Here is a 20,733-nt window from a genome sequence, read left to right as displayed (position 1 = left end):
AGAAAATGACCCGCGAGGGGGCTGTCGAGGTAAACGCCGCCACCGGGAAAAAGAAACGTATCAGCAAGCGGATAAGGGACGCGGACTTTGCAAAGACCGAAGCACCGCAGCAGCCGGAACAGGCAGCGCAGACCATACCGGGCGGCGCAGCTCCCACGCCCACAGCAGCCGCGCCGCCGCTTCCCCATGCGCCGGGGGCAGAACGGGAACAGGACACCGCCGCAGCCGAGCGCGTCTTAGAGCGTATCGACGGGGCGCGTACCAGAAAGGCGAGCGAAAAGGCGGCGAGGAAAGCACAGGCAGAAGCCAAAGCAAAAGAAAAATCTTCCCGCTTGCAGTTTACCGACGAGGAACGGGCAACGCCGGAGCTTGAAAAGTATATCCGAAAATCAGACAAAGCAGCCGACCGTCTGGACGCTGCAAAGGCGGCTATCCCCAAAGAAAAGAAACTTGTACGGGAGCGCACCTTTGATGAAGCCACCGGGAAAGGCAAGACCCGCCTACGCTTTGAGGAACGGGAAAAGCCCACAGGAAAGAACAAACCCCACAATAACCCGCTATCCCGCCCCGCACAGGAAGCGGGTATTTTCGTCCACAACAAGATACATTCCGTTGAAAAGGACAATTCCGGCGTTGAGGGGGCGCACAAATCCGAAGAACTGGCAGAGCGCGGCGTAAAGTACGGGGCGCGGAAAGTCAAGGAGGGCTACCGCAGCCACAAGCTGAAACCCTACCGGGCGGCGGCAAAGGCAGAGAAAGCGGCGTTCAAGGCGAATGTGGATTTCCAGTACCACAAAGCCCTGCATGACAATCCGCAGATTGCGGGCAATCCCCTTTCCCGCTTCATGCAGAAGCAGCAAATCAAGCGGCAGTATGCAAAGACAGCAAGGAAAGGCGGCGCAAAAACGGCGCAGAAAGCCGCAGAGAACACCCGCAAGGCGGCAAAAAAGACCGCCGAGGAAACAAAAAAGGCAATCGCTTTTGTAGGGCGGCACCCGGCGGGCGTATGTATCGCCGTTGCCGCGCTGCTCTTATTCATCATGGTATCGGCGGGGCTTTCCTCTTGCGGTTCCATGTTCTCCGGCTTGATGAACGGCATACTTGGGACTTCCTACACGTCGGAGGACAGCGACCTTGTGGCGACGGAGAACAATTACGCCGCAAAGGAAAACGAGCTTCAGCAGCAGATTGACAATATCGAAAGCACCCACCCCGGCTATGACGAATACCGCTATGACCTTGACAGTATCGGGCATAACCCTCACGAATTAGCGTCCTACCTCACCGCCCTTTTACAGACCTACACCCCGCAGAGCGCACAGGCAGAACTAAACCGCGTCTTTGCCATGCAGTACACCTTGACGCTGACGGAAGAAACGGAAATCCGCTACCGCACAGAAACAAGCACCGACCCGGAAACAGGGGAAACGACCACCGAGGAAGTACCCTACGAATACCATATCCTCAACGTGAAGCTGACGAGCAAGCCCATTTCCGGGATTGGGGCGGAACTTCTAACGCCACAGCAGCTTGAAATGTACCGCGTCTATCTGGAAACAAGCGGCAACAAGCCGCTGATTTTCGGCGGCGGCTCCCCCGATATGGGCGCGTCCGAGGATTTAAGCGGCGTACAGCTTGTAAACGGCACACGCCCCGGCAACACCGCCGTTGTAGACCTTGCAAAGCGGCAAGTCGGCAACGTGGGCGGGCGACCCTTTTGGAGCTGGTACGGATTTAACAGCCGCGTGGAATGGTGCGCCTGTTTCGTTTCATGGTGCTACGGACAGACGGGGCTATCGGAGCCGCGCTTTGCCGGGTGCCAGTCACAGGGCGTACCCTGGTTCCAGTCACGCGGGCAATGGGGCGCGAGGGGCTATGAGAATATCGCCCCCGGCGACGCTATCTTTTTCGACTGGGACGGGGACGGGAGCGCAGACCATGTGGGGCTTGTTATCGGAACGGACGGGGAGCGCGTCTATACTGTCGAGGGAAATTCCGGTGACGCCTGCAAGATAAAGAGCTATCCCGTTAATTACTCCTGTATCAAGGGCTACGGGCTGATGAACTGGAACTAAAAGCAAACATAACACTGAAAATCTGAAAGGAGAAATTGATTTATGGCTATGAACAAAATTGAACGTATCGACAAAGAGATTGCAAAGACCCGCGAGAAAATCACCGAGTACCAGAACAAATTAAGGGGGCTTGAAGCGCAGAAAACCGAAGCGGAAAACCTGCAAATCGTACAGCTTGTGCGCTCCATGCGCCTTTCCCCGCATGAGCTTTCCGCTATGCTTTCCGGGGGCGGTATTCCGGGCATGGAAGCCGCGCCGGGCTACCCCGCAGAACCCGCAGACCATGACAACGAAGAAATGGAGGACACCGAGAATGAATAAGAGCAAATTTATCCGCAGCTTTTTTGTGCTGCTTACCACATTTATCTGTATGGGCGGCTTTTCCGTCACCGCCTTTGCACAGACCCCGGAGGGACAGGACGACACCGACGACAGCGGCGTTGTCTACGAGGAACCCGAAAGGGAAGAACCCCTTACCCCGGACGGGAACGCGACCCTTGTAGACGATTTCGGCGGCAACAAGCAGCTTATCACCGTAACGACCAAAAACGGCAATTACTTTTATATCCTCATTGACCGGGACGACGAGGGCGAGAATACTGTACATTTCCTTAATCAAGTAGACGAAGCCGACCTCTTAGCACTTATGGAGGACGGAAGCACCGAAGCAGCCCCGCCCGCCGTTTGCAGTTGCACCGAGAAATGCGAAGCCGGGAAAGTAAATGTGAGCTGCCCCGTCTGCAAGGAGAACATGACCGCTTGCAGCGGCAAGGAAGCGGAGCCGGAAACCGAAGAACCGCCGGAGCAGCCCAAAGAAAAAGGCAATGCGGGCGGGCTTGTGCTTTTCCTTGTCGTGGCACTTCTTGGCGGCGGGGGCGCGTTCTATTATTTTAAGTTTATGAAGCCGAAGCAAAACGTCAAGGGCGGCACCGACCTTGAAGATTTCGATTTTGACGACTACGACGAGGACGAGCCGGAGCCGGACGAGGGGGACGGGCTTTCTGATGAAGAACAGGAGGACGAGGAAGCATGACCCTGTTTACCGACAATCCCTTTGAAAAGATGATGATACAAAGACCGGGCGGGCGGCGTGACAATGCGCCGCCCGTTCCCCATTCCCCGGCTTGCGCTTCCTGTCCGTACAAAGGGCAGCTCCCTTGTGTGGGCTACTGTCTGAAACAGGTACAGGAGAAAAAGGCAAGTGAGCCGGAACGCTGAAAGGAGGATTTTTTCATGGCACTTAGACTTGTGATTGCAGAAAAGCCGAGCGTGGCGCAGACTATCGCCGCCGCGCTTGGCGTTAAGGAAAAGAAAGACGGATATATCGAGGGCGGCGGCTGCCTCATTTCATGGTGCGTCGGGCATTTGGTACAGCTTGCGGAAGCTGCCGCCTACGGGGAGCAATATAAAAAATGGAGTTTTGAGAGCTTACCCATTCTGCCGGAGGAATGGCAGTACGCCGTTGACCCGGACAAGGGAAAGCAGTTTGCGACCTTAAAGGAGCTTATGCACCGCGCCGACGTTTCGGAAGTGATAAATGCGTGTGACGCGGGGCGCGAGGGGGAGCTGATTTTCCGCTTTGTCTACGAAGTGGCGGGCTGCAAGAAGCCCATGCGCCGCTTGTGGATTTCCTCAATGGAGGACGGGGCAATCAAGGCGGGCTTTGCTTCCCTCAAAGACGGGCGGGAATATGACGCGCTCTTTGCGTCTGCCCTCTGCCGCGCAAAGGCTGACTGGCTTATCGGCATTAACGCCACCCGGCTTTTCTCATGCCTGTATGGAAAGACCTTGAACGTGGGGCGCGTCCAGACCCCGACCCTTAAAATGCTCACTGACCGGGACGCGGCTATCTCCCATTTCCAGAAAGAAAAATACTACCATGTGCGCTTATGTCTATCCGGCGCGGAAGCGGCAAGCGGGAGGATTTCAGACAAGGCAGAAGCCGACGCGCTGAAAGGGGCTTGCGAAGCGGGGAAAGCGGTATGTGTTTCCGTCACCAGAGAGAAAAAGAGCGCAGCCCCGCCGAAGCTCTTTGACCTTACCTCTTTGCAGCGGGAAGCAAACCGCATTTTCGGCTACACCGCGAAGCAGACCCTTGACCTTGCACAAGCCCTTTATGAAAAGCGGCTCTTGACTTATCCGAGGACGGACAGCAGCTACCTCACCGACGACATGGGCGGCACCGCAGCGGGCATTATCGCGCTGCTCTGCGAAAAGCTCCCCTTTATGGCGGGCGCAGACTTCACGCCGGATATTGCAAAGGTAACAGACAGTAAAAAAGTATCAGACCACCACGCAATCATTCCCACTATGGAGCTTGCAAAGGCTGACCCGGACGCGCTGCCGGAAAGTGAGAGAAATATCATCACCCTTGCGGGGGCGCGTCTGCTCTTTGCCACCGCCGAGCCGCATATCTTTGAAGCGGTTACGGCGGTTTTCTCATGCGCTGATACGGAGTTTACGGCGCGGGGAAAGACGGTTCTTTCTGACGGGTGGAAAGAGATTGAACGCAGATACCGGGCGACATTGAAACAGAAGCCCGACCCGGAGGACGGGGAAATCGAGGGCGTGACGCTGCCGGAGCTTTCCGAGGGACAGGGCTTTGAAAACCCCGCCGCAAAGGTAACGGAGCATACCACGACCCCGCCGAAGCCCCACAGCGAAGCGTCGCTTCTCTCTGCTATGGAGCGAGCCGGGAACGGGGACACCGACCCGGACGCGGAACGCCGGGGGCTTGGCACCCCCGCCACCCGCGCCGCCGTCATTGAAAAACTGGTAAAGGGCAGCTTTGCGGAGCGCAAGGGCAAGCAGCTTATCCCCACGCAGAACGGAGCCGCCCTTATATCAGTGCTGCCGGATATGCTGACTTCCCCGCAGCTTACCGCAGAATGGGAAAACAATCTGACGCAGATAGCAAAGGGAGCCGCAGACCCCGGCGAATTTCTGTCCGGCATTGAAGCTATGGCGCGGGAGCTTGTGCAGACACACGCCGCCGTACAGGAGGACAAAAAGAGCTTGTTCAGAGAGGAAAAGCCCTCTATCGGCAAATGCCCCCGGTGCGGTTCCCCCGTCCATGAGGGGAAGAAAAGCTACTATTGCAGCAACAGGGAATGTGCCTTTGTGATGTGGAAGAACGACCGTTTCTTTGAGGAACGCAAGACCGCTTTTTCCCCGAAGATTGCCGCCGCGCTCCTTAAATCCGGCAAGGCGAATGTGAAGAAGCTCTATTCCCCGAAAACAGGCAAGACCTACGACGGAACTGTCGTTTTGGCTGACACTGGCGGGAAATACGTCAACTACCGTATCGAAGTGCGGAAGAACTAAAAACTGGAATAGCAAGCATAGGAAGCGGGTACCCACTTCCGTAAATCCCCGTTGCGACGCTGCCGCGCCGGACGGGGATTTTGCTTGTTGGGAAGTTTCCCAAACCCTCTTTTGCGGAGGGCTTCACCCTCAAATAATTTTCAAAAATCTTTGGCAGAAATGCGGGCGTACCCGTAGTAGACCATGCAGCCAAAAAATGCAGCTTATGACGCTGCCGCAGAGAAAGGAGGTTTTTCACTATGGCAAGTTTACGGGACACCGTAAAGGACTATCAAGACGAGCTTAGGGACGGTATCGCATGGGTGGCGTTCTGGAAACAGGGGCGTTCATGGAACGCGGAATATTTTCATCTTGATATGGACGATACGCTCTACCCGGAGGACAGGAGCCGGTTAGAGGAAATCAAAAGCACCGACCCCGCCGCCGTTATCTTAAACGGCTACTACTGCGGGCATTTAGGCGGGGACATGAGCCTTGACGAGCTGACCGCCGGAGTGCGCTACCACTACGAAAACAGCATGAACGACATTGACGCTTTTATCGGGGCGCATGACGACAGGCTTCCCCCGGAGGTTATCGAGGAAGCGAGGGCAGCCGCCCATGAAGCGGGGCTTCCCTTTTCCGAAAAGCCCTACCGGGACGGGGCGGATTTTAACCCCTATGTATTTGACGGGAGCATGAGCATTGAAGATTTTGAGCTTATGCACCGCATGATTGAAAAAGAAAGGAGCGAACAAATGGCAGAACCGATTTTAAGCGGCTATCTTTCCAATCTTGGAAAGTACACCGAGGGCAGACCCGCGGGCGAATGGGTGACGTTCCCCACGACTGCCGAACATCTGAAAGAAGTCTTTGACCGTATCGGGATTGACTTCAAGCACTATGAGGAATGGCATTTCACAGAATTTCAATCCACTATCCCCGGCTTGACGGAACATTTAAGCGAGTATTCCCACCCCGACGAGCTGAACTATTTAGGGAAGCTCTTGGAAATGCAGTTTGACGACGACAGGGAAAAATTCATTGCAGCCATTGAATACGGCGACCATGCCGACAGCTTACAGGACATTATCAACCTTGCACAAAACCTTGACTGCTACTGGATTTATCCGTCCGTCCACAATGAAGAAGAATACGGGCATTATCTGGTTGATGAACTGGAAGAACCGGAGCTATCCGACGAAGTGAAACGGTATTTCATGTATGAGGAATACGGGCGCGACGCTTCCATTAACGACGACGGTATGTTTACCGAAAAGGGCTATATCTACAACAACCGCAACACCTTTACAGAATGGTACGACGGGCGCGACGTTCCACAGGAATACAGGGTAACGCCGCAGCCCCCGCAGCCGGAAAGACCCGACCCGTCAAAGGTAGAAATGGACGCAGCCGCGCCGGGGCAGAGAATGACACCGACCGCAGAGCAGCCACAGGAGCCGCGTCCGGTTATCCCTATCGTGCTGACGAGCGAGAAGCCCGCCGAAAAGCTCAAAGAGATTACCGACCGTCTGGAACAGGGCATTGCGGAACTCTTTGACAGCGAGCGTTACCGGGAATATCTGAAAGTCATGTCAAAATTCCATAATTACAGCTTCAACAATACGCTGCTTATCGCCATGCAGAAGCCGGACGCTTCCCTTGTGGCGGGCTTTTCCGCTTGGAAGAATAATTTCGGGCGTAACGTGATGAAAGGGCAAAAGGGAATTAAAATCATTGCCCCGTCGCCGTTCAAAATCAGACAGGAAGTGGAGAAGATAGACCCACACACGCAGAAGCCCATAATCGGCAAGGACGGGAAGCCCGTCACCGAGGAAAAGGAAGTCAAGATACCCGCCTACAAGGTGGTATCTGTCTTTGACGTTTCCCAGACCGAGGGAAAGGAGCTGCCGGACATTGCGGTGGACGAGCTGACGGGCGACGTTGACCGCTACAAGGATTTTTTCGCAGCCCTTGAAAAGACTTCTCCCGTTCCTATCGCCTTTGAGAATATCGGGGGCGGCTCTCATGGCTACTACCACTTGGAGGACAAGCGCATTGCTATCAACGAGGGCATGAGCGAATTGCAGACCTTAAAGACCGCCATTCACGAAATCGCCCATGCGAAGCTGCACGACATTGACCTCAACGCACCAAAGGACGAGCAGCCCCGCGTTGACCGCCGCACCCGCGAAGTCGAAGCGGAAAGCGTCGCCTATACCGTCTGCCAACATTACGGGCTTGACACGTCGGACTACTCTTTCGGCTATGTCGCCGGGTGGAGCAGCGGGCGGGAGCTTTCCGAGCTGAAAAGTTCCCTTGAAACAATCCGCAGCGCAGCCGCCGAGATTATCAATTCCATAGACGAGAACTTAGCGGAGCTGCAAAAGGCACAGGACAAGGAGCAGACCGCCGGACAGGAGCAGACCACCAGAGAGGGACAGGAAGCCGCACCGCAGCCGGAAGCCCCGGCAAAGGCAGATACAGCCGGGAAAGAGCAGCCGGAAGCAGCCGCACCGGGAAAATCCGGCGCACAGGAAAAGGCGGGCGCAGCCCCGAAAGAAGCCTTTACCCCGGAAACGATTTACAGAGTGCGCCGGAACCCTTACAGCGACAGCCGGGAAAACAGCCACCTCTTGCAAGCCTATGTGACACAGGAGAACGGGCGGGCGAAAATGGGCGACGTGCTTTATACGGGAACGCCGGAGAAATGCCGCGAGCTTATGGGGCAGCTCAAAGGCGGCGAGCTGACCGAGGGCGACGTAAAGCAGCTTTACGCAAAGGCACAGGAAACGGCGCAGACCGCCGGACAGGACAAGGACACCTTTTCCATTTACCAGATAAAGGGCGGGGACGAAACAAGGGACTTCCGCTTTGAGCCTTACGACCGCCTGCAGGCGGCGGGGAATGTGGTTGACAGGGCGAACTATGAGCTTGTCTATACCGCGCCCCTTGCGCCGGAAACTTCCCTTGAAGATATTTACACCCGTTTCAATATCGACCACCCCAAAGACTTTAAGGGACACAGCCTTTCCGTTTCGGACGTGGTAGTGCTTCATCAGAACGGACAGGACGCGGCGCATTTCGTTGACAGCGTAGGCTTCCGGCAAGTGCCGGAGTTTTTACAGGAGCAGAAGCAGCTTACCCCGGACGACTTGGAAACGGGCGAAACTATCAAGACACCGAGGGGGACTTTCCATGTAACCGCCATGAGCCGGGAGCAGATAGAAACCGCCGGATATGGCTTTCACCACCAGTCGGACGACGGAAAGTATCTGATTATGGGGAACGGGACGCGGGCGTTTGCCGTTGCCGCAGAGCAGCCGGAAAAGGAAAACCCGTTGAAGTACGTCGAGGACACCGTAGAGCAGAACGACAACAGCTTTGACGGTATCATCAACAACACCCCTACCGTTGACGAACTGGAAGCAAAGGTTAAGGCGGGAGAAACAATTTCCCTTGTTGACCTGGCTAACGCGGTCAAAGCCGACAGGGAGCGCGGCAAGGAAGCGAAGCCGGAAAAGAAGCCCTCTATCCGGGCGCAGCTTAGGGCTGACAAGGAAAAGGCGCAGAAGAAAAACGCAAAGCAGAAATCACAGGATTTGGAAAGGAGCTGACCCATGCCGGAACAGAGTAAATTTGAGGACGTGGATTTGTTCGCTTCCCTCAATGCGGTTATGAAGCAGAACACAGGCTTTTACCAGAGCGACTTGGAGATTGACAAGGAGATTATCGCAAAGGCGGCGGCAAGCCCCCGCAAGGAGGACAAGACCCTTTTGTGGTTCTGCCGCCCGTCCGGGACGCATTGCTTTAGGGAGCGCGACGTTTTCCTCAAAGACACCGCGCCCCACAACACATGGCGTTTCTACATGGAGCAGACGAGCGACCGCGTCCTTGCCTATGCAATCGAGCTGACGGGAACGGAGCGCGGGAAAATCAAGGGCAATCTGTACGAACTGGACTACGCTAAACACTATGAGCGCGTCAAGGAAAAGGAGCTGCCCGCCGATACGGTGAAGCTGATTTATGAGCATGGGGAACGGGAGATACCCGCCGGACAGTTTTTCAACGGCAATCCCGATTATGAGCTTGGGAAGTTTGAACGCTTTGAAGCCGTACCAAACGACCCGGACGCGCTGCAATCGCTCTTACAGGAAGAACGGCGCAGCCGGGAGCAGCTTCCACAGGGGGATTTCAAGGCGCATATCGCCGCATTGCGGGACGGGCTGATTGAAACGGAAGCGCGACGCATTGTGCGGGAAATGAAGCGGCACTATGAGCCGAACAGCCCCAACAAGACCCATTTCATGGTGGAGCTTTCCCCGGCGTTCATGCAGCTTGCAGCCACAAAGGACACTGACCGCCTTTTCTCCATGCTGCCTTACAAGACCCTTTCCTTTTCCAAAATCGAGGGCAGACATGGGACGTATGCGCTGATTGGCAAGGGGGAGAACCGGGACAGGGAGATAAGGAAGCCCCGCCCCTCTGTCCGGGCGCAGCTTAAAACAGACAAGGCAAAGACCGCCCCGAAAAAGGCGGCGGCGAAAACAAAAAATCACGATTTGGAGGTGTGAACATGACAAAACTGACCGTAGAGGAAACAAACCTTTTGAGCATTTACAAGACCGGGAGCCGACAGGGGCTTATCGTCGCCATGAACGCCGCGCTGCCCTTTATGGACGGGGAAATGCGGGGCTTTGCCGCCCGTACCCTTGCCAAAGTGGAGCGCATGGGCGAAGCGGAGTTTGCGGAGCTTCCCATTTACGCCGCTGATGAAGCATGAGCGAGATTAAGCGGCTGACGCCGCCCCAGAGCCGGAAAGTAAATGCGCTTGTGCGCCGGACGTGCTGCAACTGCGATAACGGGAACTGTATCTTACTGGACGACGGGGACGAGTGCGTATGTCCGCAGCTTATTTCCTATTCGCTTCTCTGCAAGTGGTTCCGGGTTGCGGTGCTTCCCGCCGACAAGTTGCTCTATGCGGAGCTTTACCAGACCGGGGACAGGAAGAAGTGTACCGAGTGCGGCGCGTTCTTTGCGTCAAGCTCCAACAGCGTCAAATACTGCCCCGACTGCCGGAAGCGTATCACCCGCAGACAAGCCGCCGAGCGCATGAGGAAAAGACGCGCCCCTGTTACGCAGTAGGCGCGGAAAATCCCTTGATTTACAGGGCTTTCCGGGCGTGAAAATCAGATAGGCGGTACTTTATACCTTTACCCCCGAAAATGGCGTTCTACTGCGTAACATTCACAAAAAAAGCACCCATAAAAAGACAGGGCGCGGAAGTCATATACTGGCTTTCCGCGCCCTGTTCTTTTTTTGCCCTTATCCGCGCTCTGTTCCCTTTTCCCGTTCCGGCTGCCTGTCTGCCTGTAAAATGCTGTCAATGTTCTGCTTGATTATATCGTATTCCCGGACTTTCTTTTTCAGCTTCCCATAGTCGGCGTAAAGGGCTTCTTTCTGCGCTTGGAGGGCTTCATATTCCGATTGCAGCGCGGCGAGGTTCGGGAGCTTCGCAATGCCCGACGCTTTCAGCGACCTTGCGGCGGCTTCATGTAGGATAATCGCCTGTTCCTGTCCGGCGCGGTACTTCTCCCTGTTCCTTGCCTTGCGGTATGCGTCATAGACGGGCTTTGTCTTTTGGTAGGTGGAAACATTCTTGATAAGCACCGCCATGTCCGCAAGCCGCTTTTCCGCGTTCTTCAATGCGTCTGCCGCCTGTCCGCTTTCCGCTGCCATTTCCTCAATCCGGCTGACTAAATCCGCGTACTGTTCAATCTTGTGTTCCGTCAAGAAATTCATGGTCTTTGCCGCCTGTTTCAGATTGTGGATTTTCGCCCATTGTTCGTAGCCCTTACTCTGCGCCGCCTTGATACTGTTCTCAATGTCGATAAGCAGCGAAACGCCGCGCTGCTCTCCGGGGGCTTTCGCCGCCTTTGCCCGTCTGCCCGCTATCCGTTCCCTTATGGCTTCCTCTGTATAGTCTGCGCCGAGGGTTTTTAGGCGGGTGAAGCGTTCCTGTCCGGGGGCGCGGCATGATACATATTTCCCCGGCTTTATCTCATAGCCCGCCGCCTGTAACCGCTGCAACAATTCCTCAAAACTGGAAACTTGGGGGATAAGCGCGTCAACGGCAATCTTTAGCTTGCCTTTCCAACTTGTACCCGTCTTTTCCGCTTGATATTCCGCATAGCTCTTTCCCTTGCTTCCCTTGCCGGGGACGACGACGGACAAGCCATTCTCCCGGCACAGCTTGTCGCTCATGTTCCGTATGCCGTAATAGCTCCTTTTGTTGGAATTGTACTTGTGGTGGTCTACAAAATTCACCGCGCAGAAAATAATGTGGTTATGGATATGCCCCTTATCAATGTGCGTCGTCACAACATATTCATGCTGCCCCTTTGTCACCGCGTCGGCAAGCTGTTTTCCGATTTCATGGGCTTTCTCATAGTCTACCTCTCCCGGCGCAAAGGACTGTATCAAGTGAAAGGCTAAATTGTTGCCCTTATCCAGTGCTTGCGAGAGGGTATAGCCGAACTCAATATCTGCCGTTTCATAGGAGCAGCCGAAAGAGGATATGAGCATTTTCCCGTCCGTTTTGTCCGGGTTTTCGATATAGTCAAGGGCTTTGCTTAGGGTGCTTTTAACAGGCTTAATCTTTGTAACCGCCATATCTCCGCAAGCACCCCCTTTATTTCCTCTATGTCCTCTTGGTATGCGTTCCCCGTCGCGTTCACGCGGCGGGCTATCTGGTTGACGTTGACACCGATTTTCTGTATCTCTGCGGTCATTGCCTTTATATCGGCGTGGTCTATCTGAATGATATACCCGTCAATGGCAATCTTCCGCAGATATGCCGCCATGTTCCGGGTGGGAACGAGCTTCATTTTTTCCAGTATTAAATCCCGTTCCGCTTCCGTCACTCTGAATTTGATTTGCACCGTCCTTTTCCGTCCGTCCATTGCTTCGCTCCTTTCCTTTCCGTTCCGAGGGTTTGGGACACTTCCCAACAAGCAATTTTCAACCGACGCGCCGCAGCGCGGGAGGGGGAAAATACGGAAGTGGGTACCCGCTTCCTATGCTTGCTATGAATATTTTTATCCCTTATGCCCTTATGCCTTACTACGGAGCTATGCCCGGTTTTGCCAAACTTACGCAAAAGAAAAACGCTGCAATCCTCAAAAAAGATTACAACGCTCTCTATACCCTGTTCACTTGTGACGGACACCTCTTATCTGCCCTCTGTTTCGACTTCCGCTATCTCCTTTGCCGTTGCGCTCACAATCCGTATGCCCTTATCGCTCATACCGTCAAGGAGCGCGTCAAGCTGCCGCCGCTGCGTGTTCTTTTCCGGCGGCGTTTCCAAAAGGAACTGGTCTACGGATATATTGTAGCGGAGCATAAGCTCAAAGAAAATCTGTAAACTTGGGTGCTGCCCCTTGTTCTCAATGTTCGCAAGGTAGCGCGGCGAGATAAACATTTCGTCGCTCACTTTCTTGCGGCTCTCCTTGCGCCCTGTCCGCGCCGCCTTTATCGCTGCCCCAAAAGCCTTGAAGTCGTATTTTGGTACTGGTCTTTTTGCCATAATTATTCACCCTATTACATTTTACTGTTCACCTTTCTTCTTGGATATGTCTACACTGTTCTATTAGTTAGCCAAAATAATTCATATGTATATGTTGACAACTATCCGCTTTTTTTGTATAGTATTATTAAAAGGGGGAAATGTTTATGTTACATAGCATGCGTATTCGATAAGCATTGAAATCAAAAAAGATTTTTCCCATTTTCAATATGGGCTTTTTTGTCATGCTTATTTTGCGTATGCTATACAACAAAACTAACGATGTATAGACATAGTATAAAAACTATGCCTTAATTTTGTTGTAGTGTTATATGTATAAATGCAGGTCAATGCTCATGTTGAGAATTGACCTGTATTTTTTTGCGCAAAAGGAGAAATATTATGCTTGAAAAATATTGGATAAAATGTCCAATTTGTAACGGAAAGACGAGGGTTCAAGTATTTTATAATACGGTATTAAGAAATTTTCCTCTTTTCTGCCCTAAATGTAAATTAACACATATCGTTGATGTTGAAAAATTAGAAATCATAATCAAAAACTCTGAAAAACAAACTTTTTAATTTTGAAAAGGAAGGATATTAAATGAAACACTTACCTAAAAGTACACCTACGGAAATATTGAATGACCCATACGGATTTACTTACAAAGAAATGTCGGAAGTAATTGGAGAGGATAAAGCAAGAGCCTTATATACGGAATTATATAAACAGCCATTTCACAAAAAAAATCTATCAATATCAACAAAAAAAGTCTATAAAAGTAGCGATACTGAAAAGTATGTTTATGAATTGAAAGACAACAGGTATATCGAAACGGTTTTTATTAAACGGCGAGATGGTGGGACTGTTTGCGTAAGTACGCAAGTTGGTTGTTCTGTTGGCTGTATTTTTTGTGAGTCCGGACGCAATGGTTTTGTTCGTAATCTAACACCGTCTGAAATTGTGCAGCAGGTCATATTGATACGTCAAAAAGTAAATCGTATCGTTTTTATGGGAATGGGAGAACCTTTATTCAATTACGACAACTTGATTGCAGCAATCCATATTCTTCGAGATAGAAATGGACTTAACTTTCCAACCGACGGCATTACCGTATCAACAGTTGGTCCAGTTAATCAATTAAAAAAATTGCGCGAAGAACATCTAAAAATTCAGTTGACAATATCTTTACATGCAGCAACACAGGCTGCGAGAAACTGTATCATTCCTCATATGCACATGTACGCTATTGAAGATGTTGTTAAGCAAGCATTGTCCTATTCACAAAGGCATAATCGAAAAGTGGTATTTGCGTATTTACTTTTACCAGGTATAAATGACCGTTCCTCAGATATAAGGCAACTTGCAAAATGGTTTAAGGGCAAAAATGTTATGATTAACGTGCTGCAATACAACCCGACGAGTAATTCAAAAATTAGAGCACCACAAAAACAAGAAATGGTTGCGTTCAAACATCAATTAGAGCAAACAGGACTTGAAGTTACCATGAGAGTTTCTCATGGTAGAGAGATTAAAGCAGCTTGTGGACAATTAGCTAATACATATAATAAAGCCAAAAAACAACAAAAATAATTTAATTAAAAGAGCCAGACGCACAGACGCAGAGCCGATAATATGCAGTTTGAAATACTGCTGTTATCGGCTCTTTTTTGATTTTAATTTGTGCCCCCAATAACCATATTGGAGCAAAATCAGAACTGTTGCTTGTCGTTCTTTGATTTCCGCAGCAGCTTTGAAAAATCAAAGCCGCCGTTTCTTTTTATTTTCTGATGAAATGACGCGGTATCACTGTTAAAAGCGGCGGCTAAAGGAGGTAGCCGCCATGAAGCACATACCCTATCGACAAAATCCGACGGTCATTGACTTATCAAAAAAAGCCCGACCACCGTCGGGAACCTCTCCACCCTTGAATATGAACTGTCTAATCATCTAAATACTACTTACAATACCTATACGCCTGTCCGGGCTTTTCGGACAGGCGTATTTTGCTGCTCAAAAAATTTTTTGAAAAAAATCCGAAAATCTTCGGCGTTTTTTTCAAAAGGCAGTATTGCCCCGCGAAAAGGGGGAAGCACCACCAACTTTCCAACGAGAAAGGGGGTGAGAATGTGGAACCTAATCGCAGGGAGTTTATAAAACAGTGCGCTTTCCAGAAGTTTTGCAATACGGTACTGCACAATGAAGCGTGTGACGCTCACAAAGAGCTGCACAGGCATAAGGCAAAGGAGATTACCTTTTCCGACTTGACCTTAGAAGAAGCGCGGCAGCTTCATACCTTTGATGAATATTTCAAAGGGGAAACCGCCTTTGAAAGAGCCGGGAAGAAAATCACGCCGAAGCTGCTTCTTGAAGCAATCCGTACTTTGCCGGAAGAAAAGCGCAAAGCCGTACTCCTGTACTATTTCGAGGGAATGAACGACACCGAGATTGCGGAGCTGTTCGATACGTCGAGAAGCACGATACAGTACAGGCGGACAAGCTCTTTTGAGCTACTAAAAAAATATCTGGAGGAAAATGCTGATGAATGGGACGAATGGTAACGAACCCGGCTACCCGGAAAAAGCCCTTGTTCCCTATCCTGTCATTTTGGCAGCGACAAAGGGCGACCCGGACGCTATGAAGATTGTCTTGCAGCATTTCAGCGGCTACATAGCCCGCCTCTCCATGCGGAAGCTGTACGACGAGCGCGGGAACGTCTATTTTGGCGTAGACCACGACATTCGGGAACGGCTGCAAGCAAAACTGATGATGGCTGTCCTCACCTTTAAGGCAGAGGAATAAACCGCAGCGGCGGCGGGACGCTTTCTCTCTCCCCCTTTTCCGTTCCGCTGCTGACGCGGCAGCAAAGCCATTCTGAACCTTGACAAAGAAAGCGGCGCAAGATAACGGCGGCGCAGCATAGGGCAAATCGGATACGTTCCTTTTGCGCCGAGCCATACGGCGGGTGCGCCATGACGCTATCCGGGTGAGGTTATCCCCACCCGGACAGCCGAGCGACCAACACCGCGCCGGAAAGCAAGTGTAGCGGCTTGCGGGCGACGACACGCAAAATATACAATGATACTTCCTTACAGCCACAGTCCGAGCGTTAAGAGCGTCGCAGGCAATGGGTAGGGCTGCATGAGAACCATGCGGGGGTGCAATTCCCATGAGGTTATGCTAATAACCGTCCGATTAAAGCTCTCTTTCTACTTTTGAAACTATTGTACTCTATTGAAAGGGGGACATTTTAATGAATATTACTGATGTGCCTATCTGGGAGAAGTACACGCTCACCATTGAGGAAGCGTCAAAATATTTCCGTATCGGGGAAAACAAGCTGCGTAAATTAGCGGAAGAAAACCCGGCTGCCGGGTGGGTGATTATGAACGGCAACCGTATTCAAATCAAGCGAAAACAGTTTGAAAAATTCATTGACACTTTGGAAGTTATATAGTGAAATCGAGCCTTGAATGTGGTATAATAGATACAAGCATATCAAGGCTCTTTCCGTCATGGAAAGGAGCATGACGAACAATGTCGGAGAAAAGACGAGATAACAGGAACCGCATTTTACGCACAGGAGAGAGCCAGAGAAAAGACGGAAGATATGCTTACAAATATATAGATACCTTTGGGAACCCGCAATTTGTTTACGCTTGGAAGTTAGTACCTACCGACAAGACCCCGGCGGGAAAACGTGAAGATATTTCGCTTCGGGAAAAGGAAAAAGAGATACAGAAAGACCTTGACGACGGGATTGACACGTTGGGAAAGAAAATGACTGTCTGCCAACTCTACGCAAAGCAGATAAGGCACCGGGCAAATGTACGGCATGGCACAAAACAGGGGCGCAAGCAGCTTATGAGGATTTTGGAAGAAGATAGTCTTGGAGCTTGCAGCATTGAGAGCGTGAAGCTGTCCGACGCGAAAGAATGGGCTTTACGCATGAAAGATAAGGGCTATTCATTCAAGACAATCAACAATCACAAGCGTTCTCTGAAAGCTGCCTTTTACACAGCCATACAGGACGATTGCATTAGGAAAAATCCCTTTGACTTCCAGTTGAACACCGTTTTAGAAGATAACACCGAACCAAAGGTACCTCTATCCCCAACACAGGAAGCGTCTTTCCTGTCCTTTGTGCAGAGTGATAAAGTCTATCAGAAGTATTACGACGAGATTATCATACTGTTAGGAACAGGGCTTCGCATTTCTGAACTCTGCGGACTGACTGAAAGCGATATTGACTTTGAGCATAAGCTAATCAACGTAGACCACCAGCTTTTGAAAGTATCGGGAGTTGGGTATCATGTTGAAACGCCAAAGACAAAAAGCGGTATCAGACAAATTCCAATGAGTACCAAAGTCTATGAAGCGTTCAAGCGTGTGCTGAATGACAGGGGACGGGCAGACAATTTTATTGTCGGCGGTTACAGCAGATTTTTATTCCTTAACCGGAACGGGCTACCGAAAGTAGCAGTCAACTTTGAAACCATGTTCCGGGGGCTTGTGAAGAAGTACAACAAAAGCCATGAGGAAGCCTTACCGAAAGTGACAACGCCCCATACCCTACGCCATACGTTCTGTACCAATTTAGCAAACGCCGGAATGAACCCGAAAGCATTGCAGTATATCATGGGACATTCCAACATCAACATGACGCTGAACTATTACGCCCATGCTACCTCTGATAGTGCAATGGCAGAAATGGAACGGCTGATTGCTTAGTAGTAGATAGAGGTTTTACTACTTGATTTACTACTTTTGGACGCGAAAACATGAGGGGAAATGAGAATATATAAGAGCTTCTTCCGATTTGAAAAATGCCGGAAAGCCTGTAAATACAGGCTATACCGGCTTATGAGAACTTATAAAGAGATAGTCAAAAACTATATTTTGATTTAATTTAAATATATAGTAAATTTTTCGGGATGAATGAATCACTGCATCTGCCCCTTACATCAAAGAAGGTATGCTCCGGCTAAAAATGTTCAACCGTAGCATACCTCTTTTTGTTTGAATTCTATATAGAAAAAGTAATTAAAGAATCAGCCCCATCTTCTTCAGTCTGCTGCGTATCCCGCCCTCAGAACGGTGATGAATCTCACTGATCTCTTTTATCTTTATCCCCAACTTATATTCTTCTTCAAGCTGTTGTTCTTCTTCCTCGGTCCATGCGGCATAGGCCTGAACAACGCCCTGTGCTACAAGGCTGTCGCGGTAATTCTCGAAGCCGTCTTTCAGGGTTATCTTTTTTTCTCCCTGTTCTTCCCCTTCATTCTCAGATTCCGCATCATGATGCTTCGATTCGATGCTTTCCGGCTGTATCCCGTTTTCCTCCATATATTCCTGAACCAGCCCCATGAATTCTATTCCGTACTTCTCATACTTATTTGTACCCACTCCATTGATTTCCAACATGGCCGTCTTTGTCGAGGGCAGGTATGTACTCATTTCTTTCAGTGTCTTATCGGAGAAAATAATGTACGGAGGCACATGGTTCTGCTGTGCCAGTTCATACCGTTTCTGGCGCAGACGCTCAAACAGATTCGGATATTTTACATCCACTGCCTTCTGCTTCTTCTCTCCCTTTTGTTTTGCCGGAGCCTTTTCCACTTCTTTTGGAAGCTTCAGAATGATGGGTTCTCCCGCCTCTTCCCTGAGAAATTCGCGTCCCTGCTCCGTCATTTTTAATACCGGATATTCATTTGTCGTAAGGAACAGATATCCCTTAATCAGCAGATCATTCATAATCTGTCTGATCCGGACCACTGTTGTTGTTTTCAAAGCTCCGTAAAATGGATTCCTGTCCAGACGGAACTGGCGGACTTTCGCATTTTCCGAACCATGCACGCCGTCAATCATGGCATTGATGCCGTAACGCTCACCGCTGGTTCTCACCATATTGATGATATTCGCCGCCTCGTTTGTCACATCGATATCTTCAAATTCTTTCAGGCAGTTTTCGCAGTTCCCGCAGTAATTGCCGCCGTATTCTCCGAAATAACGCAGGATATAATCACGCAGGCACTCATTGGTGACACAGTAGAACGTCATCTTTCTAAGACGCTCATTATCCCGCTCCCGGATCAGTTCACGCTCTTCATAATCTAACTCTTCATTCTCCGTCTGCTTACTGATCAGGAACTCATTGATCTTTACATCCTGACCGGAATACAGAAGGATACACTCTGACGGCTCCCCGTCACGCCCGGCACGTCCTGCCTCCTGATAGTAGCTTTCAATATCTTTGGGCATATTATAATGGATGACAAAACGCACGTTGGACTTATCAATTCCCATACCAAACGCATTTGTCGCTACCATGATCGGCTTAATATCGTAGATAAAATCCTCCTGATTCTGCTTTCTCGCGGAATCAGACAGGCCTGCATGATATTTTGCTGTGAGATATCCTTCCTTCAGCAGAGCCTCATGGACTTCTTCTACATTTTTCCTCGTATTGCAGTATATAATCCCGCTCTTGTCTCCATTCTTTTCCATATATGCCAGCAGTTCCGCCATCTTGTTCTTCGGCTTCTTCACTGCAAAATACAGGTTCTTCCTGTCATAGCCTGTCACAACAACCGTGGGGTCCTGCAGCCCCAGTATGCAGGAAATATCTTCCTTTACAACCTTTGTTGCCGTTGCCGTATAGGCCACGATAACCGGTCTTTTGGGAAGCATATTAATAAACTCTACAATCTTCAGGTAACTTGGGCGGAAATCCTGCCCCCACTGAGAGATACAGTGGGCCTCATCCACTGCAACCATAGAAATATCCACATTGCTGACCAGCGATAAAAAAGATTCTGTCATCAGACGCTCCGGCGCCACATAGATGATTTTGTACTGCCCGTTCCTGGCATTATCCATCGCCTTCCGGTACTGCCCCTCGGTCAGTGAACTGTTGATATATGCCGCATGGACACCGAGCTGGTTCAATGCGGTCACCTGATCCTTCATCAGGGAAATCAAAGGCGAAATAATGAGGGATATGCCCTCAAATAAGAGGGCCGGAACCTGGAAACAGATCGATTTTCCAGCTCCCGTGGGCATAATCCCGAGAACATCCCTCCCCTGCAGCGTGCTTTCCACCAGTTCCTCCTGTCCGTCTCGAAATTCATCGTATCCGAACACTTCTTTTAAAACTTTATACTTATCCATTTGATTCCTCTTTCTGTATAACTTCCTATATTTGTTAATGACATCCTCAATACCCGGGCTCTCAGATATTCCTTCTTTCAAATTCTTCCCGCAGCCACAGGGCATTGTCCATTGTATTTTTCCATCCATATTTTTTTAAATCTACTCTCAAGCCCTCTTCTGTCCAAAGCACCTCTACGCCCTCTTTTTCCAGCATCTGCTTCTGTAAATCCGGCGTGGCAAAGGAAGCGGCTCCGCTTAATATCCCTTTTGCATTCACCACCCGGTGGGCCGGTGCATCTTTCCCGGCAAGGCCCCGGCTTAACGCGTAGCCTACCTGCCTGGCATTCTTTGGTTTTCCGCACAACAGCGCTATCTGCCCGTAAGTGGATGCTTTTCCTTCCGGAATCATGGTGCATACCAGGGCTGCTCTTTTATAAAAATCCATAATCACACCTGCTTCAGGCCGCACAGCTCATCTTCCTGAACCGCTTCACTGGCCTCATAAAGTTCTTCACTGCCTAAAAGTAAAATATCTTTTATCATAACATCTGACCTCTCTGCATCTAAACACAATCAAAATCCCTTTGGTTTTTAGTATATCTCACTCATTGCCAAACTGCAATGCATTACTGCCATAG

20 protein-coding genes are annotated in these 20,733 nt (G+C 50.5%); 15 read left to right on the top strand and 5 right to left on the bottom strand.

Translation table 11 applies throughout. The annotated features are described in order from the left end of the window. The first annotated feature begins 5 nt into the window (after window positions 1-5). The 9 genes from HMPREF0240_RS11525 to HMPREF0240_RS11485 all read left to right on the top strand — a co-directional run bounded on the left by HMPREF0240_RS11525 (window position 6) and on the right by HMPREF0240_RS11485 (window position 10,523). Entirely contained in the window at window positions 6-2,075 is a 2,070-nt protein-coding gene (locus tag HMPREF0240_RS11525; protein WP_009003587.1) for a CD1108 family mobile element protein, read from the top strand. Window positions 2,076-2,117: 42 nt separating this feature from the next. Further along, entirely contained in the window at window positions 2,118-2,396 is a 279-nt protein-coding gene (locus HMPREF0240_RS11520; protein WP_009003586.1) for a DUF4315 family protein, read from the top strand. After that, on the top strand, window positions 2,389-3,108 hold the full coding sequence (locus HMPREF0240_RS11515; protein ID WP_009003585.1) for a DUF4366 domain-containing protein: 720 nt from the start codon (window positions 2,389-2,391) through the stop codon (window positions 3,106-3,108). The genes HMPREF0240_RS11520 and HMPREF0240_RS11515 overlap by 8 nt, the downstream gene beginning before the upstream one ends. Further along, window positions 3,105-3,293, top strand: a complete 189-nt coding sequence (locus HMPREF0240_RS11510; RefSeq protein ID WP_004607959.1) for a hypothetical protein — start codon at window positions 3,105-3,107, stop codon at window positions 3,291-3,293. Before HMPREF0240_RS11515 ends, HMPREF0240_RS11510 begins: the two co-directional genes overlap by 4 nt. Before the next feature lie 15 nt (window positions 3,294-3,308). Continuing rightward, entirely contained in the window at window positions 3,309-5,399 is a 2,091-nt protein-coding gene (locus HMPREF0240_RS11505; RefSeq protein ID WP_009003584.1) for a DNA topoisomerase 3, read from the top strand. 239 nt (window positions 5,400-5,638) lie between these two features. Further along, the gene (locus HMPREF0240_RS11500; RefSeq protein ID WP_009003583.1) at window positions 5,639-8,995 is read left to right on the top strand and encodes an antirestriction protein ArdA; all 3,357 of its coding nucleotides are present in this window, start codon (window positions 5,639-5,641) and stop codon (window positions 8,993-8,995) included. 3 nt (window positions 8,996-8,998) lie between these two features. Next, window positions 8,999-9,952, top strand: coding sequence for a hypothetical protein (locus tag HMPREF0240_RS11495; protein ID WP_002590575.1), 954 nt, complete (start codon window positions 8,999-9,001; stop codon window positions 9,950-9,952). Window positions 9,953-9,954: 2 nt separating this feature from the next. Then, window positions 9,955-10,161, top strand: a complete 207-nt coding sequence (locus HMPREF0240_RS11490; RefSeq protein WP_002590576.1) for a transposon-transfer assisting family protein — start codon at window positions 9,955-9,957, stop codon at window positions 10,159-10,161. Beyond that, window positions 10,158-10,523: a cysteine-rich VLP domain-containing protein gene (locus HMPREF0240_RS11485; protein ID WP_002590577.1), complete on the top strand. Its 366-nt coding sequence runs from the start codon at window positions 10,158-10,160 to the stop codon at window positions 10,521-10,523. Before HMPREF0240_RS11490 ends, HMPREF0240_RS11485 begins: the two co-directional genes overlap by 4 nt. A 180-nt stretch (window positions 10,524-10,703) precedes the next feature. Here HMPREF0240_RS11485 and HMPREF0240_RS11480 read toward each other — a convergent pair whose 3' ends face one another. From HMPREF0240_RS11480 to HMPREF0240_RS11470, 3 genes are all read right to left on the bottom strand, one after another. Next, window positions 10,704-12,050, bottom strand: a complete 1,347-nt coding sequence (locus HMPREF0240_RS11480) for a relaxase/mobilization nuclease domain-containing protein (RefSeq protein ID WP_002590578.1) — start codon at window positions 12,048-12,050, stop codon at window positions 10,704-10,706. Next, window positions 12,011-12,340 (bottom strand): plasmid mobilization relaxosome protein MobC, encoded by a 330-nt coding sequence (mobC, locus tag HMPREF0240_RS11475; protein WP_002590579.1) that lies wholly within the window; start codon window positions 12,338-12,340, stop codon window positions 12,011-12,013. Before mobC ends, HMPREF0240_RS11480 begins: the two co-directional genes overlap by 40 nt. Before the next feature lie 269 nt (window positions 12,341-12,609). Next, window positions 12,610-12,963: a helix-turn-helix transcriptional regulator gene (locus HMPREF0240_RS11470; RefSeq protein ID WP_002590580.1), complete on the bottom strand. Its 354-nt coding sequence runs from the start codon at window positions 12,961-12,963 to the stop codon at window positions 12,610-12,612. A 381-nt stretch (window positions 12,964-13,344) separates the two neighbouring features. Here HMPREF0240_RS11470 and HMPREF0240_RS11465 point away from each other — a divergent pair, with 381 nt between their 5' ends. The 6 genes from HMPREF0240_RS11465 to HMPREF0240_RS11440 all read left to right on the top strand — a co-directional run bounded on the left by HMPREF0240_RS11465 (window position 13,345) and on the right by HMPREF0240_RS11440 (window position 17,674). Continuing rightward, the gene (locus HMPREF0240_RS11465) at window positions 13,345-13,524 is read left to right on the top strand and encodes a cysteine-rich KTR domain-containing protein (protein ID WP_002588768.1); all 180 of its coding nucleotides are present in this window, start codon (window positions 13,345-13,347) and stop codon (window positions 13,522-13,524) included. Between the two features lie 22 nt (window positions 13,525-13,546). Beyond that, entirely contained in the window at window positions 13,547-14,536 is a 990-nt protein-coding gene (gene rlmN, locus HMPREF0240_RS11460; RefSeq protein WP_002590581.1) for a 23S rRNA (adenine(2503)-C(2))-methyltransferase RlmN, read from the top strand. 536 nt (window positions 14,537-15,072) lie between these two features. Continuing rightward, window positions 15,073-15,504, top strand: a complete 432-nt coding sequence (locus HMPREF0240_RS11455) for a sigma-70 family RNA polymerase sigma factor (RefSeq protein ID WP_002590582.1) — start codon at window positions 15,073-15,075, stop codon at window positions 15,502-15,504. Next, entirely contained in the window at window positions 15,485-15,745 is a 261-nt protein-coding gene (locus HMPREF0240_RS11450) for a helix-turn-helix domain-containing protein (RefSeq protein ID WP_002590583.1), read from the top strand. Before HMPREF0240_RS11455 ends, HMPREF0240_RS11450 begins: the two co-directional genes overlap by 20 nt. Window positions 15,746-16,196: 451 nt before the next feature. After that, window positions 16,197-16,400 carry an excisionase gene (locus tag HMPREF0240_RS11445; RefSeq protein WP_002590584.1) on the top strand — a complete coding sequence of 68 codons (204 nt, stop codon included), beginning with the start codon at window positions 16,197-16,199 and terminating at the stop codon, window positions 16,398-16,400. 80 nt (window positions 16,401-16,480) lie between these two features. Next, window positions 16,481-17,674, top strand: coding sequence for a site-specific integrase (locus HMPREF0240_RS11440; RefSeq protein ID WP_002590585.1), 1,194 nt, complete (start codon window positions 16,481-16,483; stop codon window positions 17,672-17,674). Window positions 17,675-17,986: 312 nt separating this feature from the next. Here the strand turns inward: HMPREF0240_RS11440 and recQ are convergent, their stop codons facing one another. Both recQ and HMPREF0240_RS11430 read right to left on the bottom strand, forming a co-directional pair. Further along, entirely contained in the window at window positions 17,987-20,113 is a 2,127-nt protein-coding gene (gene recQ / locus HMPREF0240_RS11435) for a DNA helicase RecQ (protein WP_009003579.1), read from the bottom strand. 61 nt (window positions 20,114-20,174) lie between these two features. Further along, on the bottom strand, window positions 20,175-20,540 hold the full coding sequence (locus HMPREF0240_RS11430) for an MGMT family protein (protein ID WP_035313140.1): 366 nt from the start codon (window positions 20,538-20,540) through the stop codon (window positions 20,175-20,177). Between the last annotated feature and the right edge of the window lie 193 nt (window positions 20,541-20,733).

The organism is Clostridium sp. D5 (assembly GCF_000190355.1).
GTDB classification, from domain to species: Bacteria; Bacillota; Clostridia; order Lachnospirales; family Lachnospiraceae; genus Faecalicatena; species Faecalicatena fissicatena_A.
The sequence above is the reverse complement of the archived record's forward strand: the minus strand, read 5'-3'. Positions and strand labels throughout refer to the sequence as shown.

What these genes read in the sequence shown, in the direction of transcription:
- HMPREF0240_RS11495 (WP_002590575.1), top strand. Translation starts at nt 8,999, where the DNA reads ATGCCGGAACAGAGTAAATTTGAGGACGTGGATTTGTTCGCTTCCCTC.
- HMPREF0240_RS11485 (WP_002590577.1), top strand. Translation starts at nt 10,158, where the DNA reads ATGAGCGAGATTAAGCGGCTGACGCCGCCCCAGAGCCGGAAAGTAAAT.
- HMPREF0240_RS11445 (WP_002590584.1), top strand. Translation starts at nt 16,197, where the DNA reads ATGAATATTACTGATGTGCCTATCTGGGAGAAGTACACGCTCACCATT.
- HMPREF0240_RS11500 (WP_009003583.1), top strand. Translation starts at nt 5,639, where the DNA reads ATGGCAAGTTTACGGGACACCGTAAAGGACTATCAAGACGAGCTTAGG.
- HMPREF0240_RS11450 (WP_002590583.1), top strand. Translation starts at nt 15,485, where the DNA reads ATGAATGGGACGAATGGTAACGAACCCGGCTACCCGGAAAAAGCCCTT.
- mobC (WP_002590579.1), bottom strand. Translation starts at nt 12,340, where the DNA reads ATGGACGGACGGAAAAGGACGGTGCAAATCAAATTCAGAGTGACGGAA.
- HMPREF0240_RS11520 (WP_009003586.1), top strand. Translation starts at nt 2,118, where the DNA reads ATGGCTATGAACAAAATTGAACGTATCGACAAAGAGATTGCAAAGACC.
- HMPREF0240_RS11465 (WP_002588768.1), top strand. Translation starts at nt 13,345, where the DNA reads ATGCTTGAAAAATATTGGATAAAATGTCCAATTTGTAACGGAAAGACG.
- HMPREF0240_RS11440 (WP_002590585.1), top strand. Translation starts at nt 16,481, where the DNA reads ATGTCGGAGAAAAGACGAGATAACAGGAACCGCATTTTACGCACAGGA.
- rlmN (WP_002590581.1), top strand. Translation starts at nt 13,547, where the DNA reads ATGAAACACTTACCTAAAAGTACACCTACGGAAATATTGAATGACCCA.
- recQ (WP_009003579.1), bottom strand. Translation starts at nt 20,113, where the DNA reads ATGGATAAGTATAAAGTTTTAAAAGAAGTGTTCGGATACGATGAATTT.
- HMPREF0240_RS11510 (WP_004607959.1), top strand. Translation starts at nt 3,105, where the DNA reads ATGACCCTGTTTACCGACAATCCCTTTGAAAAGATGATGATACAAAGA.
- HMPREF0240_RS11515 (WP_009003585.1), top strand. Translation starts at nt 2,389, where the DNA reads ATGAATAAGAGCAAATTTATCCGCAGCTTTTTTGTGCTGCTTACCACA.
- HMPREF0240_RS11505 (WP_009003584.1), top strand. Translation starts at nt 3,309, where the DNA reads ATGGCACTTAGACTTGTGATTGCAGAAAAGCCGAGCGTGGCGCAGACT.
- HMPREF0240_RS11525 (WP_009003587.1), top strand. Translation starts at nt 6, where the DNA reads ATGACCCGCGAGGGGGCTGTCGAGGTAAACGCCGCCACCGGGAAAAAG.
- HMPREF0240_RS11480 (WP_002590578.1), bottom strand. Translation starts at nt 12,050, where the DNA reads ATGGCGGTTACAAAGATTAAGCCTGTTAAAAGCACCCTAAGCAAAGCC.
- HMPREF0240_RS11490 (WP_002590576.1), top strand. Translation starts at nt 9,955, where the DNA reads ATGACAAAACTGACCGTAGAGGAAACAAACCTTTTGAGCATTTACAAG.
- HMPREF0240_RS11430 (WP_035313140.1), bottom strand. Translation starts at nt 20,540, where the DNA reads ATGGATTTTTATAAAAGAGCAGCCCTGGTATGCACCATGATTCCGGAA.
- HMPREF0240_RS11470 (WP_002590580.1), bottom strand. Translation starts at nt 12,963, where the DNA reads ATGGCAAAAAGACCAGTACCAAAATACGACTTCAAGGCTTTTGGGGCA.